This is a genomic window from Saccharothrix carnea (genome assembly GCF_003014735.1).
Classification (GTDB): domain Bacteria; phylum Actinomycetota; class Actinomycetes; order Mycobacteriales; family Pseudonocardiaceae; genus Actinosynnema; species Actinosynnema carneum.
Genome location: NZ_PYAX01000009.1, coordinates 245784 through 264122 on the forward strand (window position 1 = coordinate 245784; position 18339 = coordinate 264122).

The 18339-nt window shown below is 70.3% G+C and carries 14 protein-coding genes; 3 read left to right on the forward strand and 11 right to left on the reverse strand.

What is annotated here, in order from left to right; translation table 11 throughout:
• Position 1: 1 nt before the first annotated feature.
• Together B0I31_RS26520 and B0I31_RS26525 are read right to left on the reverse strand one after the other, a co-directional pair.
• A complete protein-coding gene (locus tag B0I31_RS26520) occupies positions 2–1663 on the reverse strand; it encodes an FAD-dependent oxidoreductase (protein ID WP_106618102.1) in 1662 nt (553 codons plus the stop codon).
• 53 nt (positions 1664–1716) lie between these two features.
• Positions 1717–2247, reverse strand: a complete 531-nt coding sequence (locus B0I31_RS26525; RefSeq protein ID WP_106618250.1) for a DUF5987 family protein — start codon at positions 2245–2247, stop codon at positions 1717–1719.
• Positions 2248–2937: 690 nt separating this feature from the next.
• Here B0I31_RS26525 and B0I31_RS26530 point away from each other — a divergent pair.
• The gene (locus B0I31_RS26530; protein ID WP_219910804.1) at positions 2938–3666 is read left to right on the forward strand and encodes a helix-turn-helix transcriptional regulator; all 729 of its coding nucleotides are present in this window, start codon (positions 2938–2940) and stop codon (positions 3664–3666) included.
• 107 nt (positions 3667–3773) lie between these two features.
• Here the strand turns inward: B0I31_RS26530 and B0I31_RS26535 are convergent, their stop codons facing one another.
• From B0I31_RS26535 to ligA, 7 genes are all read right to left on the reverse strand, one after another.
• Positions 3774–5138 carry a cytochrome P450 gene (locus B0I31_RS26535; protein WP_106618104.1) on the reverse strand — a complete coding sequence of 455 codons (1365 nt, stop codon included), beginning with the start codon at positions 5136–5138 and terminating at the stop codon, positions 3774–3776.
• Complete coding sequence (locus B0I31_RS26540) at positions 5135–6151, reverse strand: enediyne biosynthesis protein (protein WP_106618251.1); 1017 nt, start codon at positions 6149–6151, stop codon at positions 5135–5137. The genes B0I31_RS26535 and B0I31_RS26540 overlap by 4 nt, the downstream gene beginning before the upstream one ends.
• 5 nt (positions 6152–6156) lie before the next feature.
• The gene (locus B0I31_RS26545) at positions 6157–8097 is read right to left on the reverse strand and encodes a CRTAC1 family protein (protein ID WP_106618105.1); all 1941 of its coding nucleotides are present in this window, start codon (positions 8095–8097) and stop codon (positions 6157–6159) included.
• The gene (locus B0I31_RS26550) at positions 8094–9074 is read right to left on the reverse strand and encodes a DUF1702 family protein (protein ID WP_106618252.1); all 981 of its coding nucleotides are present in this window, start codon (positions 9072–9074) and stop codon (positions 8094–8096) included. The genes B0I31_RS26545 and B0I31_RS26550 overlap by 4 nt, the downstream gene beginning before the upstream one ends.
• A gap of 117 nt (positions 9075–9191) precedes the next feature.
• Entirely contained in the window at positions 9192–10181 is a 990-nt protein-coding gene (locus tag B0I31_RS26555) for a DUF1702 family protein (RefSeq protein ID WP_106618106.1), read from the reverse strand.
• A 425-nt stretch (positions 10182–10606) separates the two neighbouring features.
• Positions 10607–11401, reverse strand: a complete 795-nt coding sequence (locus B0I31_RS26560) for a TIGR03084 family metal-binding protein (protein ID WP_106618107.1) — start codon at positions 11399–11401, stop codon at positions 10607–10609.
• A 227-nt stretch (positions 11402–11628) separates the two neighbouring features.
• On the reverse strand, positions 11629–13623 hold the full coding sequence (gene ligA / locus B0I31_RS26565) for an NAD-dependent DNA ligase LigA (RefSeq protein ID WP_106618108.1): 1995 nt from the start codon (positions 13621–13623) through the stop codon (positions 11629–11631).
• 119 nt (positions 13624–13742) lie between these two features.
• On the opposite strand from ligA, the gene B0I31_RS26570 reads away from it, so the two are divergent.
• Together B0I31_RS26570 and argG are read left to right on the forward strand one after the other, a co-directional pair.
• Positions 13743–14912: an RtcB family protein gene (locus B0I31_RS26570; RefSeq protein WP_219910805.1), complete on the forward strand. Its 1170-nt coding sequence runs from the start codon at positions 13743–13745 to the stop codon at positions 14910–14912.
• Positions 14913–15036: 124 nt separating this feature from the next.
• Complete coding sequence (gene argG, locus B0I31_RS26575; protein WP_106618110.1) at positions 15037–16479, forward strand: argininosuccinate synthase; 1443 nt, start codon at positions 15037–15039, stop codon at positions 16477–16479.
• A gap of 94 nt (positions 16480–16573) precedes the next feature.
• Here the strand turns inward: argG and B0I31_RS26580 are convergent, their stop codons facing one another.
• Complete coding sequence (locus B0I31_RS26580) at positions 16574–17590, reverse strand: NAD(P)/FAD-dependent oxidoreductase (protein ID WP_106618253.1); 1017 nt, start codon at positions 17588–17590, stop codon at positions 16574–16576.
• A gap of 117 nt (positions 17591–17707) precedes the next feature.
• Positions 17708–18271 (reverse strand): superoxide dismutase, encoded by a 564-nt coding sequence (locus B0I31_RS26585; RefSeq protein ID WP_181320401.1) that lies wholly within the window; start codon positions 18269–18271, stop codon positions 17708–17710.
• Positions 18272–18339: the final 68 nt, after the last annotated feature.

Below are 18339 nucleotides of genomic sequence, written 5' to 3' on the forward strand. Positions count from 1 at the left end.
CTCAGTCGTGCACCAGGTCCGGCAGCAGGTTCTTGACGCCGCGTCGACCGCTGGTCTCACCGTCCGGCGACGGGGCGCCGTACTTCACGTTCACCCCGCGCGCCTGCAACGCCTGCACGATGCCCGGCATCGCGCGCTCCGCCAACGCGGCGATGGTCAGCGCCGGGTTCACCGTCAGAGCGCCCGGCACGGCCGCGCCGTCCGTCACGAAGATGCCCGGGTGGCCGCGCAGCTCGTGCCGGTCGTCCAGCGCGGAGGTCTCCGGGTCGTCGCCGATCCGGCACGACGCCAGCGGGTGGACCGTGTACGCGCCCACCACGTCGTTGGTCCACGGCATGACCTTCGACAGGCCGTCCTTCTCCATGATCTCCTTGACGGCCGCGTCCGCCTGCCGCCAGCCGAACAGGGTGTTCTCGGTCGGGTTGTAGGTGATCGGCCCCCGGCCCAGCATCTGCTGGGAGATGCGGATCGAGTTGCCGGTGGGCGGGGGAGTGCCGAAGACGCCCTCGTTGTCGTCCTCGGTCATCGAGAAGATCGTCAGCCAGGACTGCCACTTCTCGACGATCTTCTTCTTCTCGGCGCCGAACCACGTGGGCGTGCCGGGCAGGGCGTCCGGGGTCTGCGCCAGGATGGTGCCGAAGCCGGGCGGGAAGTACAGCTGCTCCAGGCAGAACCTCGAGAACTCCGGCAGCGAGCCGTCCAGGTTGTCCCAGCTCGCGACGGTCGGGCCCTTGCCGATCTGGTTGGCCGCGTAGGACAGGTCGTCCTCGCGCGACAGGCCCAGCAGGTCGCGGGCTTTGTCCTCGTCGATGATCGCCGTGTTCAACCGCTCGCCGTTGCCGGAGAAGTACCGGCCGACGGCGTGCGGCATCTTGCCCAGCGTGTCCTCCGAGCGCTGGAGGATCACCGGCGTGGCGCCCGCGCCCGCCGCCAGGATCACGATCTTGGCCTCGATCTCACCGCTGCCGACGCTCACCCGGTAGTCGACGTCGTGGATGACGTTGTAGCTGACGCGGTAGCCGCCGTCCGCGGTGCGGACCAGCTTCTGCACCTCGTGCATCGGCCGGATCTCCGCGCCGTTCGCGATGGCCGCGGGCAGGTAGTTGAGCAGCAGGGAGCGCTTGGCGTCGAACTTGCAGCCCGCCATCATCCAGTTGCAGTTGGTGCACAGCTTGGTGTCGATGGCGACCGGCACGGGGTTGGCGGTGCGGCCGGCGTGGTTGCAGGCCGCGCCGAACAGGCCACCCGAGTAGCTCACCTGGTCCCAGTCCTGCTGGGTGACCGGCAGCGCCTCGCTGACCTTGTCGTACCAGGGGTCGAGCGTGTCCCGGTTGATGGCGCCGGGCCACATGCGCCGACCGATGCTGCCCTTGCGCTCGAAGATGAACCGCGGCGCGCGGGGCATCGCGGCGAAGTACACGACGCTGCCGCCGCCGACGCAGTTGCCGCCGAGCAGGCTCATGCCGTTGCCGACGACGAAGTCGAAGATCCGCGTGTACGAGGAGCCCAGCAGGTAGTCGTGCTCGAAGTCCTTGCCCTCGAGCCAGGGTCCTCGTTCCAGCACGGTGACCTTGGCCCCGCCCGCGGCGAGGTGGTATGCGGCGATGGCGCCGCCGAACCCGCTGCCGACGATGAGGACGTCGGTGCTTTCGGTGCTCGTCATGGAAACTCCAATCGCCGGGCCTGACGGGCGCGGCAGAACGTGGCGGACACGGGTCAGGCGGGGTTCCCGGACGGCGTGGTGTCCGGGTGCTTGCGCGCGAGCGGCCTGCCGTACGTGAAGGCGGGGAACCGCCAGAGGCCGTCGGCGTCCGGCTTGGAGAACTTCATCGCCTTCAGCCCGGGGTGCCCGGCCGCGATGGCGTCGAGGGTGTGCATGTGCGCGCCGGTGTCGAAGGCCATGTTGCTGAACAGCGTCAACGCCACCCAGCCGTCCTTCTCCGGGTGGCCGGGCGCGACGAGCCGGGCGACCAGCGCGGTCCGGTGCTCGAACGCCAGCGCCACGAACGGCGGCACGTCCTCGTCCAGCTCCAGGCCGTGCTCGGCCGCGTAGTCGCGGGCGTGCCCGTTGAGCATCTGGGTGAGGCTGTCCAGCCCTTCCGCGACGCCGGCGGCGGGTGTCTCGAGGAGGTCGACGGCGCCGGCGACCACCGCACCGCCGCCCTCGCTGGCACCCGCGACGGCGCGGTCGTCCGGCGAGCGCTTCGCCCCGGGCACGATGGTGTCCGCGAACGCCTCCAGGGTCATGGTCCGCATGGCGCGATCCGGTGCGGTGTCCGATTGCACGGGTGATCCTTCCTCCGGGTCGGCGAAGAATGGGCCGGCCGACACCCGAAGACATCGGGCGGCCAACTTCTGAAATGTTCCGGGGTTCGTTACCCCGTGTTCTGACCATGATCCGACCGGAGAACTCGAACTTGCTTCTCCGTGCTTGCCCAGAAGACCCGCCTAGTGCATTCGCAGGTGTTCGATGGGCCGTTGGCGGCACCTGCCGCGCGACTGTAAGCAGGCGTTTCGCCTCCGCTGACCGGCCCACCGGCGGTTGCGCGCATTTGCTGCGGCGAATGGTGGGATGATCAGTCAATGGTTACCCGGGAGGAGTCATTCATTGACTCCGCGTAGTCCCTCGAAAACGTGCCGTAACAAGGGGGTCCCGGCGGCCCGTCGATGATCACGCAAAGCTCGTTCCGGCTACCTTGCGCAGGCTGTAGAGGTCATGTAGCTTGCAAGAATCATAGTGATGACTGGGGAATCTCTGGGGGGTTCTTCGAGGGCTTGGGCGCCATCGGGACCCGGGACTGCGGCCCAATCTCCGTCGCCGGTGGGCCGGTCGTGGTCGGAGTTGATGTTCCACCTCTGTGAGCAATTCTCTGCGATATGGGGGTCGTAGTAGTGGGAGAAGTACTCGAGCGAGCAGTGGGCCGGGTAATCGACTTCATGCACGAGAACATCGGTGAACAATTCACGATCGACGACATGGCGCGTACCGCGAATTACAGCAAGTTCCACTTCTCGCGGGCGTTCCAGCGGGTCACGGGAGTCTCACCGGGTCGGTTCCTGGCCGCCATCCGATTACAGGAAGCCAAGCGCCTGCTCGTCTCCACCTCGCTGACCGTCACCGACATCAGCCATCGCGTGGGCTACACCAGCGTCGGCACGTTCAGCTCCCGTTTCCGCAGCAGCGTCGGCATCTCGCCGACCACCTACCGCCAGCTCGGCGGCTTCGCCGTGCACATCCCGATGGCGCGGCGCGCGGGGAACCCGCGTTCGGCCACCGTGCAGGGTGAGATCTCCGCCCCGCTCGGCGGCGCGCACGGCCTGATCTTCATCGGCCTCTTCCCGGACGGCATTCCGCAGGGTTCACCGATCAGGTGTTCCGTGCTCAGCCGCCCGGGTCCTTTCGTGCTCACCTCGGTCCCGCCCGGCACCTGGCACCTGCTCGCGCACTCCGTGGCGCTGGGCCGCGAGTCGATGCTGGGCAACGGCCCGTTCGCCGACGGCCTGGCGCTGTCGGTCGCGTCGTCGGGCCCGATCACGATCCGACCCGGTGTGCCGGTCCGGCACGCCGACCTCACCCTGCGCCCCATCCGCGCCCTGGACCCACCGGTCCTGCTGGCGCTGCTGGACGTGCGCACGGTCGCGCTGGGGGCGGGTGCCGCCTCCTGAGTCCCCCACGACGGGACCGCCGCGATCCGACGACCGGGACCACTCCGGACGCAGACCAAGCGAAAGGGCCGCCCCTCCACAGGGGCGGCCCTTTCGGTGTGCGGGGATTACGCGACGCGGTGCACGGTCATCGGCAGACCGCCGCGGATCCGCAGCGACAGCATCGGCTCGGGAACCACGTCGTAGTCGGGCACAGTGCGCAGGTCCAGCTCGCGGGCGATCATGGCGATGGTGAACGTCGCCTCCATCATCCCCAAGTGGTTGCCGACGCAGAACCGCGGGCCGGCGCCGAACGGGATGTAGGCGTAGCGAGGCCGGTTGTGCGAGGTGTCCGGGTTGAACCGCTCCGGGTCGAACCGGTCGGGCTGGTCCCAGAACCCCGGGTGCCGGTGCAGCGTGTACGGCGAGATCAGCACGTCCGAGCCCTTCGGCACGAAGTAGCCGCCTACCTCGTCATCGGCCTGCGCCACGCGCGTGAGGATCCACACCGGCGGGTACAGCCGCATGACCTCCTCCACGACCATCGACGTGTAGCGCAGGCCGTGCAGGTCCTCGTACTCCGGCATCCGGTCGCCGAGCACGGACTGCGCCTCGGCGCGGACCCGCTCCTTGATCTCCGGGTGCTTGTCGAGCAGGTGGAACGTCCACCCCAGCGTGCTGGCCGTCGTCTCGTGCCCGGCCAGCATCACCGTCACCAGTTCGTCGTGCAGCCGCTGCCTGCCGAACGCGGGATCGGCCTCCTCGGCGGTCGACGCCATCACGCGCGACAGCACGTCGTCTCCGTCGGGGCTGCCGTGCGCTAATCGCCTGGCCGTCAGCTCGTCGACGACCCGGCGCAGTTCCTTGCGCGCCTTGCGGAACCGCAGCTGGTGGGGGAGCGGCACCCACATGGGCACCGCGCTCATCGACACCATCTCGAAGATCGCCTGGTCCTGCACGGCTTCGAAGGCGTGCCCCATCTGCTCGAACTCCGACAGGTCCTCCGACAGCAGCGTGCGCCCGAGGACGTCCAGGGTCAGCCCGGTCATCTCCTCCATCAGGTTCAGCGGCTCGCCGCCGACCCCGGTGCGGAGCCGGTCGACGAGCCTGCCCGCCGACTCGGCCACCGCGCCCGCCTGCCGCGCGATCCTCTTGTGCTGGAAAGCGGGTTGGGTCGCCTTGCGCTGCTTGCGCCACAGCTCGCCCTCGCTGGTGAGCAGCCCGTCGCCGAGTGCGCGGCGGGCGTGCACCAGGCCGATGCCCTTGTGGTAGTTGGCCGCGTTGTCCGCCAGGACGTGCTTGGCGTGCTCGGGGTTGTTGAAGAAGTACAGCGTCTTGGGTCCGATGGCCATCCGCACGGCGTCGCCGTACTGGTCCGCGGCCGACGTCATCAGCGCCAACCGGTCACCGACCAACTTCTTGAGCAGGCCAAGCGTCGCGCTGCGCGGAGGTCCCGGAGGGGTCCGCCGGACGCCGGCCGCGATCCCGGTCATGTCGGCACGACCTCCGTCTTCTTCTGCGCACCGTTGCCGTTGAGGGAAGCGTCCGCGACGGCCTGCTCGACGGGCGGCTGCTCGGCCGCCGCCATCGCCTTCTGCTGGGCCGCCACCTCGGCGCGCGAGCGGTCCACGATGTGCAGCGCCCACAGGAAGCCGCCGCGGATGAGGCACACGATCGCCGTGGCGAAGAAGATGCCGTAGGGGATCGACATGCCCATCAGCACGCCGTAGACCGCCGCCACGCCGCCACCGAAGGCCACCTGCGACAACGGCCGCGACGGGCTCGTGCCCGGGTCGGTCACCATGTAGTTGGTGAACAGCACGAACGCGACACCGGACATCATGCCCAGACCGGCGGGTATCGAGACGTCGAGCAGGAACCCGCGGATCACCGCCTGGAGCACGAACCCGATGAGCCACGCCATGATCAACCACAACCGGCCGGTCAGCATGCCGTTGAGCATGGTGCCGCCGGTGAGGATCAGGACCGGGATCAACCAGTCGACGAACGTCCCGACGTGCTCGGTGAAGTGGTAGGGCGGCGCGATGGACGCCCACGGGAACACCAGCAGGATCACCGCGATGCCGAAGTTCGACGGGTTCATGTAGTGCCGCATCCGGCCGCGCACCGGAACCCGCAGCACCCACTTCGCGCCGACCGCGACGGTGACGCCGAAGATCAGCGCCCACACGTTGTCGTTGACGTAGATGAGCATGTTCATCGCCAGGCTCGTGATGTGCGCGGGGTAGAGGAACTCCATGAGCCCCCGGAACCCGTTGCCGGCGAACCGCGGCGCGCGGCCCTCCTGCCTCGCGCCCACCACTTCCAGGAAGATCTCCACCGTGTAGCCGGTGGCCAGCGCGATGAACGGCCACAGCCACGGCTGCTCGAACCCGAGGATCGTGTAGCCGACGATGTTGAAGATGGTGATCGAGATGGCGAACCGCCGCAGGGCGGTGACCACCTTGGGATCGTGCCGAGGCGGGCTCGGTTTCGTCTCAGCCATGTCCGTCACTTCTCCTTGGCCTGGTCGCCGAGCTGCAGGTCGTGCCAGCCCGCGGACAGTGTCAGGTCTTGTTCGTGGGTCGAGCCGTCGCGGTCGCGCCACTCGATGTGCACCTCGACCGGCCCGGACTGCTCGCCGAGTCCGAAGTGGACTTCGTGGCTGCGCTTGCCGGAGTGGCCGCTGCCGCCGTCGACCCGGTTGATCTGGGTGCGCCCGTCGGCGGTCTTGATCGTCACCTGCGCGCCGATCACGGGTGAGCCGACGGTGTCGTCGCCGTCCTGCTCGTGGGTCAACCGCAGGCCGAGGAACTCGTTGGACGACTTGCCGGTGTTGTGGTAAAACACCGGGTCCTCCCACTGCCGGGAGATCGCCATGTCGAGCCGACCGTCGCCGTCCACGTCACCGGTCGCGATGCCGCGGGTCGGCACGGGGATGTCCAGGCCCAGCGTCGGCGAGAGGTTGTCGTAGCGGCCCTCGGCGTTCTTGACGAACAGGTGGAACCGCTGGCTGCCGCCCACGTCGTCGCCGGCGGTGACGTACGGCCACCACATCGGGTTGGCCAGCAGCGCGTCGTTCGCCGTCGCCAGCTCCTGCAGCTGGGGCCAGCGGTTGACGTCGCCCTTCACGAACCCGGTCGCCTGGGCGACTTCCAGCACACCGCTGTTGTCGAAGTCGGACAGCTTCACGTCCCAGCCCCAGCCCGACCAGGCCAGCAGCAGCGGTCCGCTCTCGTCCTCCCACGGCGCGTGGTTCTCGCGCAGCGCCGACTTCACGTCCGCGCCGGTGCTCATGAACGCGAAGTGGCTCTCCTCGATGCCGAACGACGTGGTGATGTTGCTGACGTACATGTCGTAGACGCCGTCGTCGTTGAGGTCGCCGAAGTCGACGCCCATGCCCTTGAACGAGTCCTGGCCGACGTTCTTGGACTTCGGCTCCAGCGGCGTGCGCGAGTTCTCGACGAGCGCGAACTCGAACTTGCCCGGGGTGGACCGGTTGTGCAGCAGGCGGTCCGGGCCGAAGTCGTGTGCCAGGTACAGCTCGGGCAGCAGGTCGCCGTCGACGTCGTTGGAGCTCGACGCCAGCACCCAGCCCTTGGACGCGTCGTGCGGGATCGCGTTGTCGTGCTGCTTGAAGGTGGCGGTCGGGTCGGCACCCGCCGTGCCGCCGGTCCACTCGAAGATGTAGTCCTCGCCACCGTTGAGCGCCGCCGACATCGAGGCGTTCATCTCCACGCCGGTGTCCTTGCTCGGGTCGAGCACGGGACCGTGCGGGAAGTAGTTGCCGATGTAGATGTCGTCGTGCCCGTCACCGTCGAAGTCGGCCACGGTGGCGGAGTTGGAGTTCCACTCCGGACCGGAGTAGCGCCCGCTCGACGCGCCGGGCACCAGCTCGGTGGCCTCGAACGAGTCGGCGGTCAGGTCCTCCTCGCCGGCCTTGGCCAGGTGCAGGATCGGCGTGCGGCCCCACAGGTAGACCAGCAGGTCCATCGCGCCGTCTTCGTTGAAGTCACCGGGGACGCAGCCCATCGGCGCCATCACGTCGTTCACCGGCAGGCTGCCGGAGCTCAGCGCGAACGGCGCGTACCGCGGTGCCTTGCCGGTCTCCGGCGCGGGGGTGACGACGACCTGGTCGATGCGCACGTCCACGAAGCAGATGTCGTTGGACAGCCCGTCACCGTCGAGGTCGTTCATGGCGATGGCGGAGCCGACCGACGAGATCCACGCGTCGATGTGCTGGTAGTCCTTGTTGACCTTGCGGATCGTCTGCTGGGTGTAGCCGCCGGGCAGGGCGATGGACTCGGGCGCGAACCCGAAGCCCGAAGCCAGCTCCTGCTTCTCGGCGGCCGACGACTCGGGCAGCCTCGCCACCGAGAAGGTGGCGGCGACCAGCACCAGCGCGAGGATCCCGGGTAGTTGCCTGCGCAGCCAGCCGGTGGTGGTGCTCACGTGCCGACTCCTTCCTGGTGGACGAACTCTGCGGCGATGCGCTGCCGCCACGTTTCGAACGCGGGCTCGGTGCCGTCGGTGATCGGCGGCGCGGGACGCACGTCCTGCGTGATCCGCGCGGCCTTCTCCGGCTCCATCCCGCAGAAGATCCGGGTCGCCAGACCCGTGTGGGGCACCAGGAGGCCCGCCTTCACGCGTGCCTCGGCGGCGAACGCGCTGGCCTGGGCGACCATCCCGACGTGCTGCCCGGAACGTTCCCGGAACAGCTGCAGCTCGTCCTCCGTGACGCCGCCCGCGTAGGTCGCGGCCAAGCCCGCGCCGGAGTACAGGTCCTCGCGGCGGTGCTCGGGGAAGCCGTCGATGAGGTCCGCGACGTGCTCGGCGTCGGTACCGCCGACGAACCACATCGCGCGGCCGATGCCCTGGTCCAGCGCGCGGAGGGTGTAGGCCCGCGGTCCCGCGGCCGGCCACGGGAAGTCGTGGTCGACCTGCTGGCCGTGCACGTACTTGTCGGTGTGGAAGTAGGCCTGGTGGAAGCCGTAGCCGTCGAGGACCAGCCAGCGCAGCAGCGGGTCCGTCGTCGTGTCGGCGGGCCACCGGAACCGCGGCAGCCGGGCCATCGCCCAGCCGATGCCGACGTAGACCATGTAGATGTGCTCGGCGGCTCGCCCCTCCAGGAACTGCTCGACGTGCCGGGAGTGGCCGAAGGGCAGTCCGTCCAGCACCGCGAAGCCCATTCCGGCGCCTTCGTAGGCGAAACCCTTGAACCTCGTCGGCAGTCTTTCGAGGGCTTCCTCGGCATCCCGCGGGTGGCGGGACTCGACCGCGTAGGCGTATCCGGCGATGAACATCCGGCCGACGGTCTCCAGCAATTCCTTGGATTCCTGGTTCTTGACCCTGAATCCGCGGGTCTCCATCAGCGTGTCGGATATCTTCGGAGTCAGTAATCGGCGCCGCAAGGCGCGCAATGCACTCATCTGCATCCCCCCCAACGTCGGGCGACCATTAACGGGACAGGAACGGGAAAATAGTTGCAGCGCGGCACTCGGTGCGGCTACTTCCGGCTTGCGGACTCCGGGCCGGAAAATCCGCGATCATGCGGCGGGACGCGTCCGCATTGCCGCGAAATGCGCACGAATCCTGCTGCGCCACACCTCGTACGGCGGTACCGGTCCCTCGGTGTCGGGTGCCACCGCGGTGGCGTCCGCGAGTTCCGACGCGGCCTCGGGGGTGATCTCCGCGAACGTTCCGACGGCGGTGGCGCTGTGCTCGGGGACGAATCCCGCGTGGACCCGGGCCTTCACCGCGAAGACCGAGCCCAGGGCCAGCTCCGGGCGGTGCTCACCCGCGGCGGCGGGCAGCGTGGCCAGCTCGTCGGGCGTGCCTCCGCCCGCGAACGTCGCCGCCAGGCCGACACCGCTCCACAGGTCGGCGTGCCGGGCCGGGTCGAACCGGCCCAGCGCCCGCGCCACCTCGTCGGCCTGCGCGCCGTGGATGAACCACAGCGCCCGGCCGATGCCCTGGTCGATGGCGCGCGGGAAGTAGTCGGGTCGGCCCTGCCACGGGTAGGACGGGGGCACGCGCTGCTCGTCGACCCACTTGCGGCTGTGGAAGTAGGCCAGGTCGAAGCCGTAGCCGTCGACCGCGAGCCAGGTCATCGTCGGGTGGTAGGGCGATCCGGTCAGGTCCGGCACGACCTTGCGCCACAGCCCGCGCGGCAGGTGGTTCATGGCGAAACCGATGCCGATGTAGGCGACGAACAGGTGCTCCGCGCCCGGTCCGTCGAGCAGGTCGCGGGCCCGCGTGCCGCGGCCCATCACGTCGCGGATGGTGAACGCCATCGTCGCGCCCTCGTAGGCGAAACCGCGCAGTTCGGGCTCGACGAACGCGAGCCGTCGCACGATCTCGTCCTGGTCGCGCGAGTCGATGCCCCACTCGAAGCCGCAGACGACCGACTGCGGGATGGCGTCCAGCTTCGGCGCGTACTCCGAGGACGCGCCCGGGAAACCGCGGGCGCCGAGCGTCACCTCCTGCAACGAAGGCGCCATCAAGAGCCTGCGCAGCGATCCCAGCGTTGTCGACATGGTGCCAGACCCCCAGTGCGTGTCGGGATATTCAGGTGTCCCCGGTCCGGACGTCGAGCACGGTGGACGTGAGGCCCCTCGCCGGGATATCGGTGAGTTGCGCGGGCGTACTCGCGTTGCCGGGTGTCGAGCGCTCCCAGGATCGGCCCCGGGCGTCGGTGAAACCTTCTCCGAACATGCGCAATTCGCGGGCGAGGCAGGTGGTCGGCACTGCGGGCCGGAATTCTCGCCGGTACCGGGTTCCGTTGTCGGAACCGCACGGTGTCGCGGAGAGGGAGATCGGTCGCCACGGCGATGCGCGGACCTCGGCGCGCTCACGCCACTCAGGGCGGGGCGCCGGTCACCACTCGAACGTCGAAGACCGCCACTCGTGGCGGTGCGCGGCGGCCCGGAACTCCAGGAGTCCCGGGCCGCGAGTGCGTGCGTCAGTCCACGTTGGACAGCGTGAACTGGCCGGGCCGCCTGCCCTCACCGGCCGGACCGCGGTACGCCTGGGCGATCTCCAGCCAGTGCGCGGCGACCTCGCCCTCGGCCCGCACGTCCAGGTCGGCGTGGTGCCGCCGCCGGGTCACCAGCAGGCAGAAGTCCTCCGCCGAGCCGGTCACGCGCTGGGCGGCGTCCTCCGGGCCGAAGGACCACAGCGTGCCGGACGGCGCGGTGATCTCGAACCGGAACTCCTCGGCCGGCGGCTCGCTGCCGCGCGCCAAGTAGCCGAAGTCCTTGGTGCGCACCGCGAAACCGACCAGGAAGCCGAGCCGGTCATCCCACTCCCGGTGCACGCCGAGGGCGTCGGCGACGTCCTGGCCGTGCCCGAACAGCTCCATCATGCCCGCGCTGGCCAGCACCGCCGGTGGCAGCGGGTTCACCAGCCACGGCACCACCGTGTCGGCGGGCACGGCGGCCAGCGCGTCGATCGCCTTGGCCTTGGTCTCGTGCCAGCGGGCCAGGAGCCCGGGGGTGTCGAGCGCGAGGTGCGGCGCCATCGCACCGTCCACGTTGGCGTTGAAGTCGGAGGACAGTCCCGCCGTCATCGCCTGGAACCGGTCGGGGTCGGACGCCGCGAGGCCCGCCATGCCGAAGATCGAGATCAGGTGTGCCACCTGGTGCTTGACCGTCCAGCCCGGCGACGGCGTCGGCAGCGACCACTCGGAGTCGTCCAGGTCGGCGATCATCCGGTCGAAGTCGTCGCCCGTGGCCCGGAGCGCCGTGATCACATCCATGCGCATGTCCTTCGCTCGAGTTGACTGAGCCCTGACGATGCCGCAGGGGACCGCGGAAGTCTTCTCGCGGCGTGCTGTAAGCCCTTTGCCCGACCCGTGCGCGGAACCGGCGCGTCGGCTGCTGGCCGAACGGCTCGCGCTGACGACGCTCGACCAGGCAGCGCGCCCGTACCGCCGGTGCGGGCCGCCCGGCGGTAGGCACGATCGTCGGGCCGTGTCGAGAGCAATCAGGCGACGCCGGCGGCGATGAGCTGCTGCCAGATCACCCCCTGGTCGACGACCTCGACGCCGAGCTTCTCCGCCTTGGCGGTCTTGCTCGCGCCGACGTCCGCGCCGGTGATCAGGTAGTCGGTGTTGGCCGAGACCGAGGTCGCGGTGGTGGCGCCCGCCTTCTCGCAGAGCCTCTGGAAGGTGGGGCGGGGCACCTTCTCGCCGGAACGCGGGTCGCTGATCGCACCGGTGATCACCACCGTCTTGCCCGCCAACGGCGCGTCCGACGGCACGACGGGTGGCAGGTCCTCGTCCCGCACGTCCAGGGAGACGCCGTGCTCCCGCAGCCGTTCGAGTTCCGGACGCAACCGGGTGAGGTGCTCGATCAGCGAGGCGGCGACCTTCGGGCCGATGTCCTCGACCGCCACGAGCCGCTCCTCGCCGGCGTCGGCGACCTCCTCCAGCGAGCCGAACCCCGCCCGGCACAGGCGGGTGGCGGTGCCCTCGGAGGCCATCGGGATCGCCAAGCCGATCAGCGCGCGGCGCAGGCCAACGGCCCGGCTCGCGGCGATCGAGTCGATCATGCGGGTGGCGGAGGTCTCCCCGATCCGGTCGAACTCCAGCAACTGCTCCTTGGTCAACCGGTAGAAGTCAGACGGGTGCTCCAGCAGCCCTGCCTCGGCGAGCCGCTCGATCCACACCGGACCGACCGCGTCGATGTCCGCCGCCGCCCGCGACGCCCAGTGGATCAGCCGCCGCACCGTCTGGGCCGGACAGGCGACGTTGGTGCAGAACAACTCCCGGCTGTTGCCCTGCTCGGTCAACGGGTGCCCGCACGACGGGCACGCGTTCGGCGGCACGATCTCCAGCTCCGCGCCCGTGCGCTTCGACTCGTCCAGCACACCGGCCACGAACGGGATCACGTCACCCGCGCGGCGGACCAGCACCGTGTCACCGATCCTGATGCCGCGGGCCCGGATCACCTCCTGGTTGGCCAGCGTCGCGCGGGTGACCGTCGTGCCGCCCACGAACACCGGCTCCAACTGGGCGACCGGGGCGATCTTGCCCGTCTTGCCGACGTCCCACACCACGTCGAGCAGCACCGTCGTCTTCTCCTCGGCGGCGAACTTGTACGCCAGCGCGCCGCGCGGCGAACTCGACCGGGTGCCCGCGGCCGCGAACGCGTCCCGGTTCGCCAGCCGCAGCACCGCGCCGTCCAGGTCGTAGTCCAGGTCGTTGCGCCCCTGCTCGATCCCGGTGACGACCGCCAGCGCGGCCTCGGCGTCGGCGCAGTGCCGCATGTCGGCGACGTCGAACCCGAGGGCGCCCAGCCCTTCCTCCAGGTCGGCCCGGGCGCTGTCCGGCTCCGAGGTGTCGAGGTCGAAGGCGAAGAAGCGCAGCCTGCGCTCGGCGACCGTGGCCGCGTCCTTCGCCCGCAGGGTGCCCGCGGCGGCGTTGCGCGGGTTGATCAGCGGCTTGTCCGGGTGGGCGGTGTTGTAGGCGGCGAACGTGGACCGCAGCATCACCGCCTCACCGCGCACCTCGACCCGGCCGGGTGCGCCGACCCGCTCCGGCACGCCGTCGACCAGGGCGCGCACCAGCGGCGTCACGTCGTCACCCGTCGTGCCGTCACCGCGGGTGACCGCCCGCGCCAGCCGCCCCTCCTCGTAGACCAGCGCGAGCGACAGCCCGTCCAGCTTCGGCATGACCACCACCGGCTGGCCCGGGAACCGGTCGAAGAACGCCTCGACCTGCTCCGGCCTGGTCGCCTTCTCCAGCGACAGCATCGGCCGCGAGTGCCGGACCGGCGCGTGCAGCACGGCGGGCGCGCCCACCTGCTCCAGCGGGTTCGGGTCGGGGGCCAGCTCCGGGTTCGCCTCGACCAGGCCCCGCAGCTCGTCCTCGATCGCGTCGTACTCCGCGTCCGCCACCAGCGGCGAGCCGCGGTAGTAGGCGTCGCGCAGCGCGACGACCTGGTCGGCGAGTTCCTGGATGCGTTCCCGAGCGTTCACGGCTGACAAGTTACCGGCGACCACCGACAATGCGCGGTACGGACGATGCGGGCAGGCACGAATCTCGGTCGCGTGGCGGCCCGATCCGCCCTACCTTCTGCGTCGAGCAGAGGAGAACCGTGGAGCAGATCAGCAAGCGACTGATGAACTGGGCGTCCATCCTGGACCCGGGCACGCGCGAGCAGGCGGAGAAGGCCGCGCGCATGCCGTTCATCTACCCGCACCTGGCGCTCATGCCCGACGCGCACCTCGGGAAGGGCGCCACGGTCGGCAGCGTCATCCCCACCCTGGGCGCGATCATCCCGGCCGCAGTCGGCGTCGACATCGGCTGCGGCATGATCGCCGTGCGCACCCAGTTCACCCTGGACGACTTCCGCGACCGCCCGCTCGCACCGCTGCGCGTGGCGATCGAGAACGCCGTGCCGCTGTCGGCGGGCAAGTACAACACCCGGCTGACCGACACGGCGCGTGACCGGGTGGAGGCGCTCACCCGCGGTGCCGCGAAGGCGGGCTTCGAGCCCGGCCGCTACGCGGGCAACTGGGAACTGCAGCTCGGCACGCTCGGCAGCGGCAACCACTTCATCGAGGTCACGCTGGACGAGACCGGGCGGGTGTGGCTGTTCCTGCACTCCGGGTCGCGCGGCGTGGGCAACAAGATCGCCCAGAAGCACATCCGGGTCGCGTACGAGCAGTGCGCGCGCCGGTGGATCGCCCTGCCCGACCCGGACCTGGCCTACCTGGTCGAGGGCGAGGACGAGTTCTGGCACTACATCCGCGAGATGCGCTGGGCCCAGGAGTTCGCCTGGCTCAACCGCGAGGAGATGATGGACCGGGTCGTCGACTGCGTCGCGGAGTGGACGGGCCGTGAGGTGGAGCGCCGGGAAGTGGTGAATTGCCACCACAATTACACGGAGCAGGAGACCCACTTCGGCAAGAAGGTGTGGCTGTCCCGCAAGGGCGCGATCAACGCCGAGGAGGGGCGGGCCGGGCTCATCCCGGGCTCGATGGGCACCGCGTCGTACGTCGTGGCCGGCAAGGGCAACCGCCTCGCGCTGAACTCGTCGCCGCACGGCGCCGGCCGGGAGTACTCGCGCTCGGCCGCGCGGCGGGCGTTCGACCGGGACGACCTGCGCAAGGCGATGGTCGGCATCGAGTACCGCGACACCGACGCGTTCATCGACGAGATCCCGGCGGCGTACAAGGACATCGACGTGGTGATGCGTGACGCGGCGGACCTGGTCGAGGTGCGCCACACGTTGCGGCAGATCGTCAACGTCAAGGGCGACTGAGCACGGTCTGTAGTCGATCGGTCGCGCGAGGTGGGGCTGACGACGGTCGGCCTCATCTCCGCACGTCAGAGCATCTTGGACCCCGACTATGCATGGTCATGCAACGTCGTGCATACTTCTAGTCGTGTCCAAGGTGCTCACTTACCTCCCCGCCGGCGAACACGTCGGCATCGCGTTCTCCGGTGGTCTCGATACGTCCGTGGCGGTCGCCTGGATGCGGGAGAAGGGCGCGGTGCCGTGCACTTACACCGCGGACATCGGTCAGTACGACGAGCCCGACATCGCATCGGTCCCCGGCCGCGCCGCCGCGTACGGCGCCGAGATCGCCCGCCTGGTCGACTGCCGGGCGGCCCTGGTCGAGGAAGGCCTCGCGGCGCTGGCCTGCGGCGCGTTCCACATCCGCTCCGGCGGCCGGGCCTACTTCAACACCACGCCGCTCGGCCGGGCCGTGACGGGCACCATGCTGGTGCGCGCCATGCTCGACGACGACGTCCAGATCTGGGGCGACGGCTCCACCTACAAGGGCAACGACATCGAGCGGTTCTACCGCTACGGCCTGCTCGCCAACCCGTCCCTGCGGATCTACAAGCCGTGGCTGGACGCCGCGTTCGTGAGCGAGCTCGGCGGTCGCACGGAGATGTCGGAGTGGCTTCAGGCCCGCGGTCTGCCGTACCGGGCGAGCACGGAGAAGGCGTACTCCACCGACGCCAACATCTGGGGCGCGACGCACGAGGCCAAGTCGCTCGAGCACCTCGACACGGGCATCGAGATCGTCGAGCCGATCATGGGCGTGCGGTTCTGGGACCCCGAGGTCGAGATCGCCACCGAGGACGTCACGGTCGGCTTCGACCAGGGCCGTCCGGTGACGATCAACGGCAAGGAGTTCTCCTCCGCCGTCGACCTGGTGCTGGAGGCCAACGCCATCGGCGGCAGGCACGGCCTGGGCATGTCCGACCAGATCGAGAACCGGGTCATCGAGGCCAAGAGCCGCGGCATCTACGAGGCGCCGGGCATGGCGCTGCTGCACGCCGCGTACGAGCGGCTGGTCAACGCGATCCACAACGAGGACACCCTCGCCGCCTACCACACCGAAGGCCGCAAGCTGGGTCGGCTGCTGTACGAGGGCCGCTGGCTGGACCCGCAGGCGCTGATGGTGCGCGAGTCGTTGCAGCGGTGGGTGGGCACGGCGGTCACCGGCGAGGTGACGCTGCGCCTGCGCCGCGGTGAGGACTACTCGATCCTGGACACCACCGGGCCCGCGTTCAGCTACCACCCGGACAAGCTGTCCATGGAGCGGACCGAGGACTCGGCGTTCGGGCCGGTCGACCGCATCGGCCAGCTGACCATGCGCAACCTCGACATCGCCGACTCGCGCGCCAAGCTGGAGCAGTACGCCGGGCTCGGCATGGTCGGCAGCCAGACGGCGTTGATCGGCACGCCGCAGGTGGCGCCGACCGAGCTGATCGGCGAGATGCCGGAGGGCGGTGCCGAGGTGATCGCCTCGCGCGGCCGGGTGGCCGACGACGAGCTGCTCGACCACGCCGCCCTGGAAGCCGGCAACGACTGAGCCGTTCCAGGCGCTGGCGAACGTCCGGCCGAGGCGCCCGCGCCGGTCCACGCGTGACGTGGTCGGTGCGGGCGCTCGGCGGACGCCTCGGTCCTCACAACCCGTGCCGGCGGTCGCCCGCGACGAGTTCGGCGACCCTGGCCTCGGACTCGGCCGAGAACGGGCTCCGGTAGGCCTCGACGGCCAGCCGGGTCTCCTCCGCGATCAGGTCGGCGTTGATCTGGGCACCGGCGGCGGCACCGGCCGCGGCGGCCGCACCGACCTGCGCGGACAGGTCGGTGACGTTGCCCGCGACCCACACGCCGGGCACCTCGGTGCGGCCCGTCGCGTCGGCGGGGACGTGCTCGCCCATCCCGGACGGGTGCGGCACCGGCCGCAGTCCCAGCGCGGTCAGGAGACCGGCGCGGGCCACCATCCGTGACGCGACCGCCACCACCTCGCGGCCGACCGTGCGACCATCGGCCAGCCTCACGCCGACGACGCGGTCACCGGCGATCTCCAGCGACGCCACCTCGCCCGCCACGACGTCGACACCGCGCGCGGCCAGCTGCTCGGCCTGCTCGGCGGTCAGCTGCCGGTCGTGGGCGAAGAACGTCACGTCGGCGCTGAGCTGCCGGAACATCAACGCCTGGTGCACCGCCATCGGCCCGCTGGCCAGCACGCCGATGGCCTGGTCGCGGACCTCCCAGCCGTGGCAGTACGCGCAGTGCACCACGTCGCGGCCCCACCGCTCGCGCAGCCCCGGCACGTCCGGCAGCTCGTCCACCAACCCCGTGGTCACGAGCAGTCGACGCGCGCGGACCGTGCGGCCGTCGACCAGCGACACCGCGAAACCGCCGCCGTCCCGCGTCACGGCGTCGACCTCGCCCGGCACGACGTGACCGCCGTAGCGGCGGACCTCCGCCCGGCCGAGTTCCACCAGCTCGGCCGGCGGCATCCCGTCCCTGGCCAGCAGTCCGTGCACACCGCCCGCCGGCGCGTTGCGCGGCGACCCGGCGTCGACCACGACCACCGACCGCCGTGACCGCGCGAGCATCAGCGCCCCGTTCAACCCGGCGGCACCGCCGCCGACCACCACCACGTCATAGCTGTCGCCCAGCTGAAAGGTCATCGCGACCACCTCCGCGACCACCATGCGTGAGTGGTGGGCGGAACGGCAAACGTTGTTGCCGATTCCGCAACGAGGGGCCGGCCCCCGGCTCCCACCGGGCCGGCCTCCCGTCAGGTGCTAGAACCTCACCGTGGCGCAGCCGACCCGGGGACCGGCGGTGCCGGCCTTGCCCGGTTCGGTGGCGGTGCGCTGGGCGTGGACCACGACCGATCCCGCCCGCCGGTCCGCGAACTGCCAGGGCACCACCGTGCCGACGACCGCGCGGCCCCGGTCGTCGGTGGTGAAGTCCAGCCAGATCTCGTTGTCGGGGTTGGCGTAGGCCGGGTCCACCGAAGGCTGCCGGGGATCGACCACGTGCTGGTGGTGCGCACCCGCGTCGGCGGGCGCCGCGCCGCACGGGTGTTGGTGGGCGTGTGCGCCGTAGGTCCGGTTGGGGACCAGGCCGTACACGCTGAGCAGTGCCTTCGTGGAGTACCGGAGCGGGGTGGCCACGACCATCACGGCCGCGCCGGGCGCGATCAGCGCGGTGTCGTAGGTGTAGGCCTTGGTCGCCGCGTCCGGGGTGGCGAAGCGGGCCACCGTGATCGCGACCCCGCTGCCGGGGGAACCGTCCGCGGCTGCCGTCGGCGTCACCGCCGTCGCGAGCAGTCCGCCGATGACCAGGGGAACCAGACTTTTCACACTTCTGCCTCTCGTGGAAAAGGCGGCGGCCCGCACCGAAATTAGCACTGATCACCCGGTCCCGCTTT

Bases quoted from the DNA above. Each gene is read 5' to 3' on its own strand.
- B0I31_RS26520 (WP_106618102.1), bottom strand. From the start codon at position 1,663: ATGACGAGCACCGAAAGCACCGACGTCCTCATCGTCGGCAGCGGGTTC.
- B0I31_RS26525 (WP_106618250.1), bottom strand. From the start codon at position 2,247: ATGACCCTGGAGGCGTTCGCGGACACCATCGTGCCCGGGGCGAAGCGC.
- B0I31_RS26530 (WP_219910804.1), top strand. From the start codon at position 2,938: ATGCACGAGAACATCGGTGAACAATTCACGATCGACGACATGGCGCGT.
- B0I31_RS26535 (WP_106618104.1), bottom strand. From the start codon at position 5,138: ATGACCGGGATCGCGGCCGGCGTCCGGCGGACCCCTCCGGGACCTCCG.
- B0I31_RS26540 (WP_106618251.1), bottom strand. From the start codon at position 6,151: ATGGCTGAGACGAAACCGAGCCCGCCTCGGCACGATCCCAAGGTGGTC.
- B0I31_RS26550 (WP_106618252.1), bottom strand. From the start codon at position 9,074: ATGAGTGCATTGCGCGCCTTGCGGCGCCGATTACTGACTCCGAAGATA.
- B0I31_RS26555 (WP_106618106.1), bottom strand. From the start codon at position 10,181: ATGTCGACAACGCTGGGATCGCTGCGCAGGCTCTTGATGGCGCCTTCG.
- B0I31_RS26560 (WP_106618107.1), bottom strand. From the start codon at position 11,401: ATGGATGTGATCACGGCGCTCCGGGCCACGGGCGACGACTTCGACCGG.
- B0I31_RS26580 (WP_106618253.1), bottom strand. From the start codon at position 17,590: ATGACCTTTCAGCTGGGCGACAGCTATGACGTGGTGGTGGTCGGCGGC.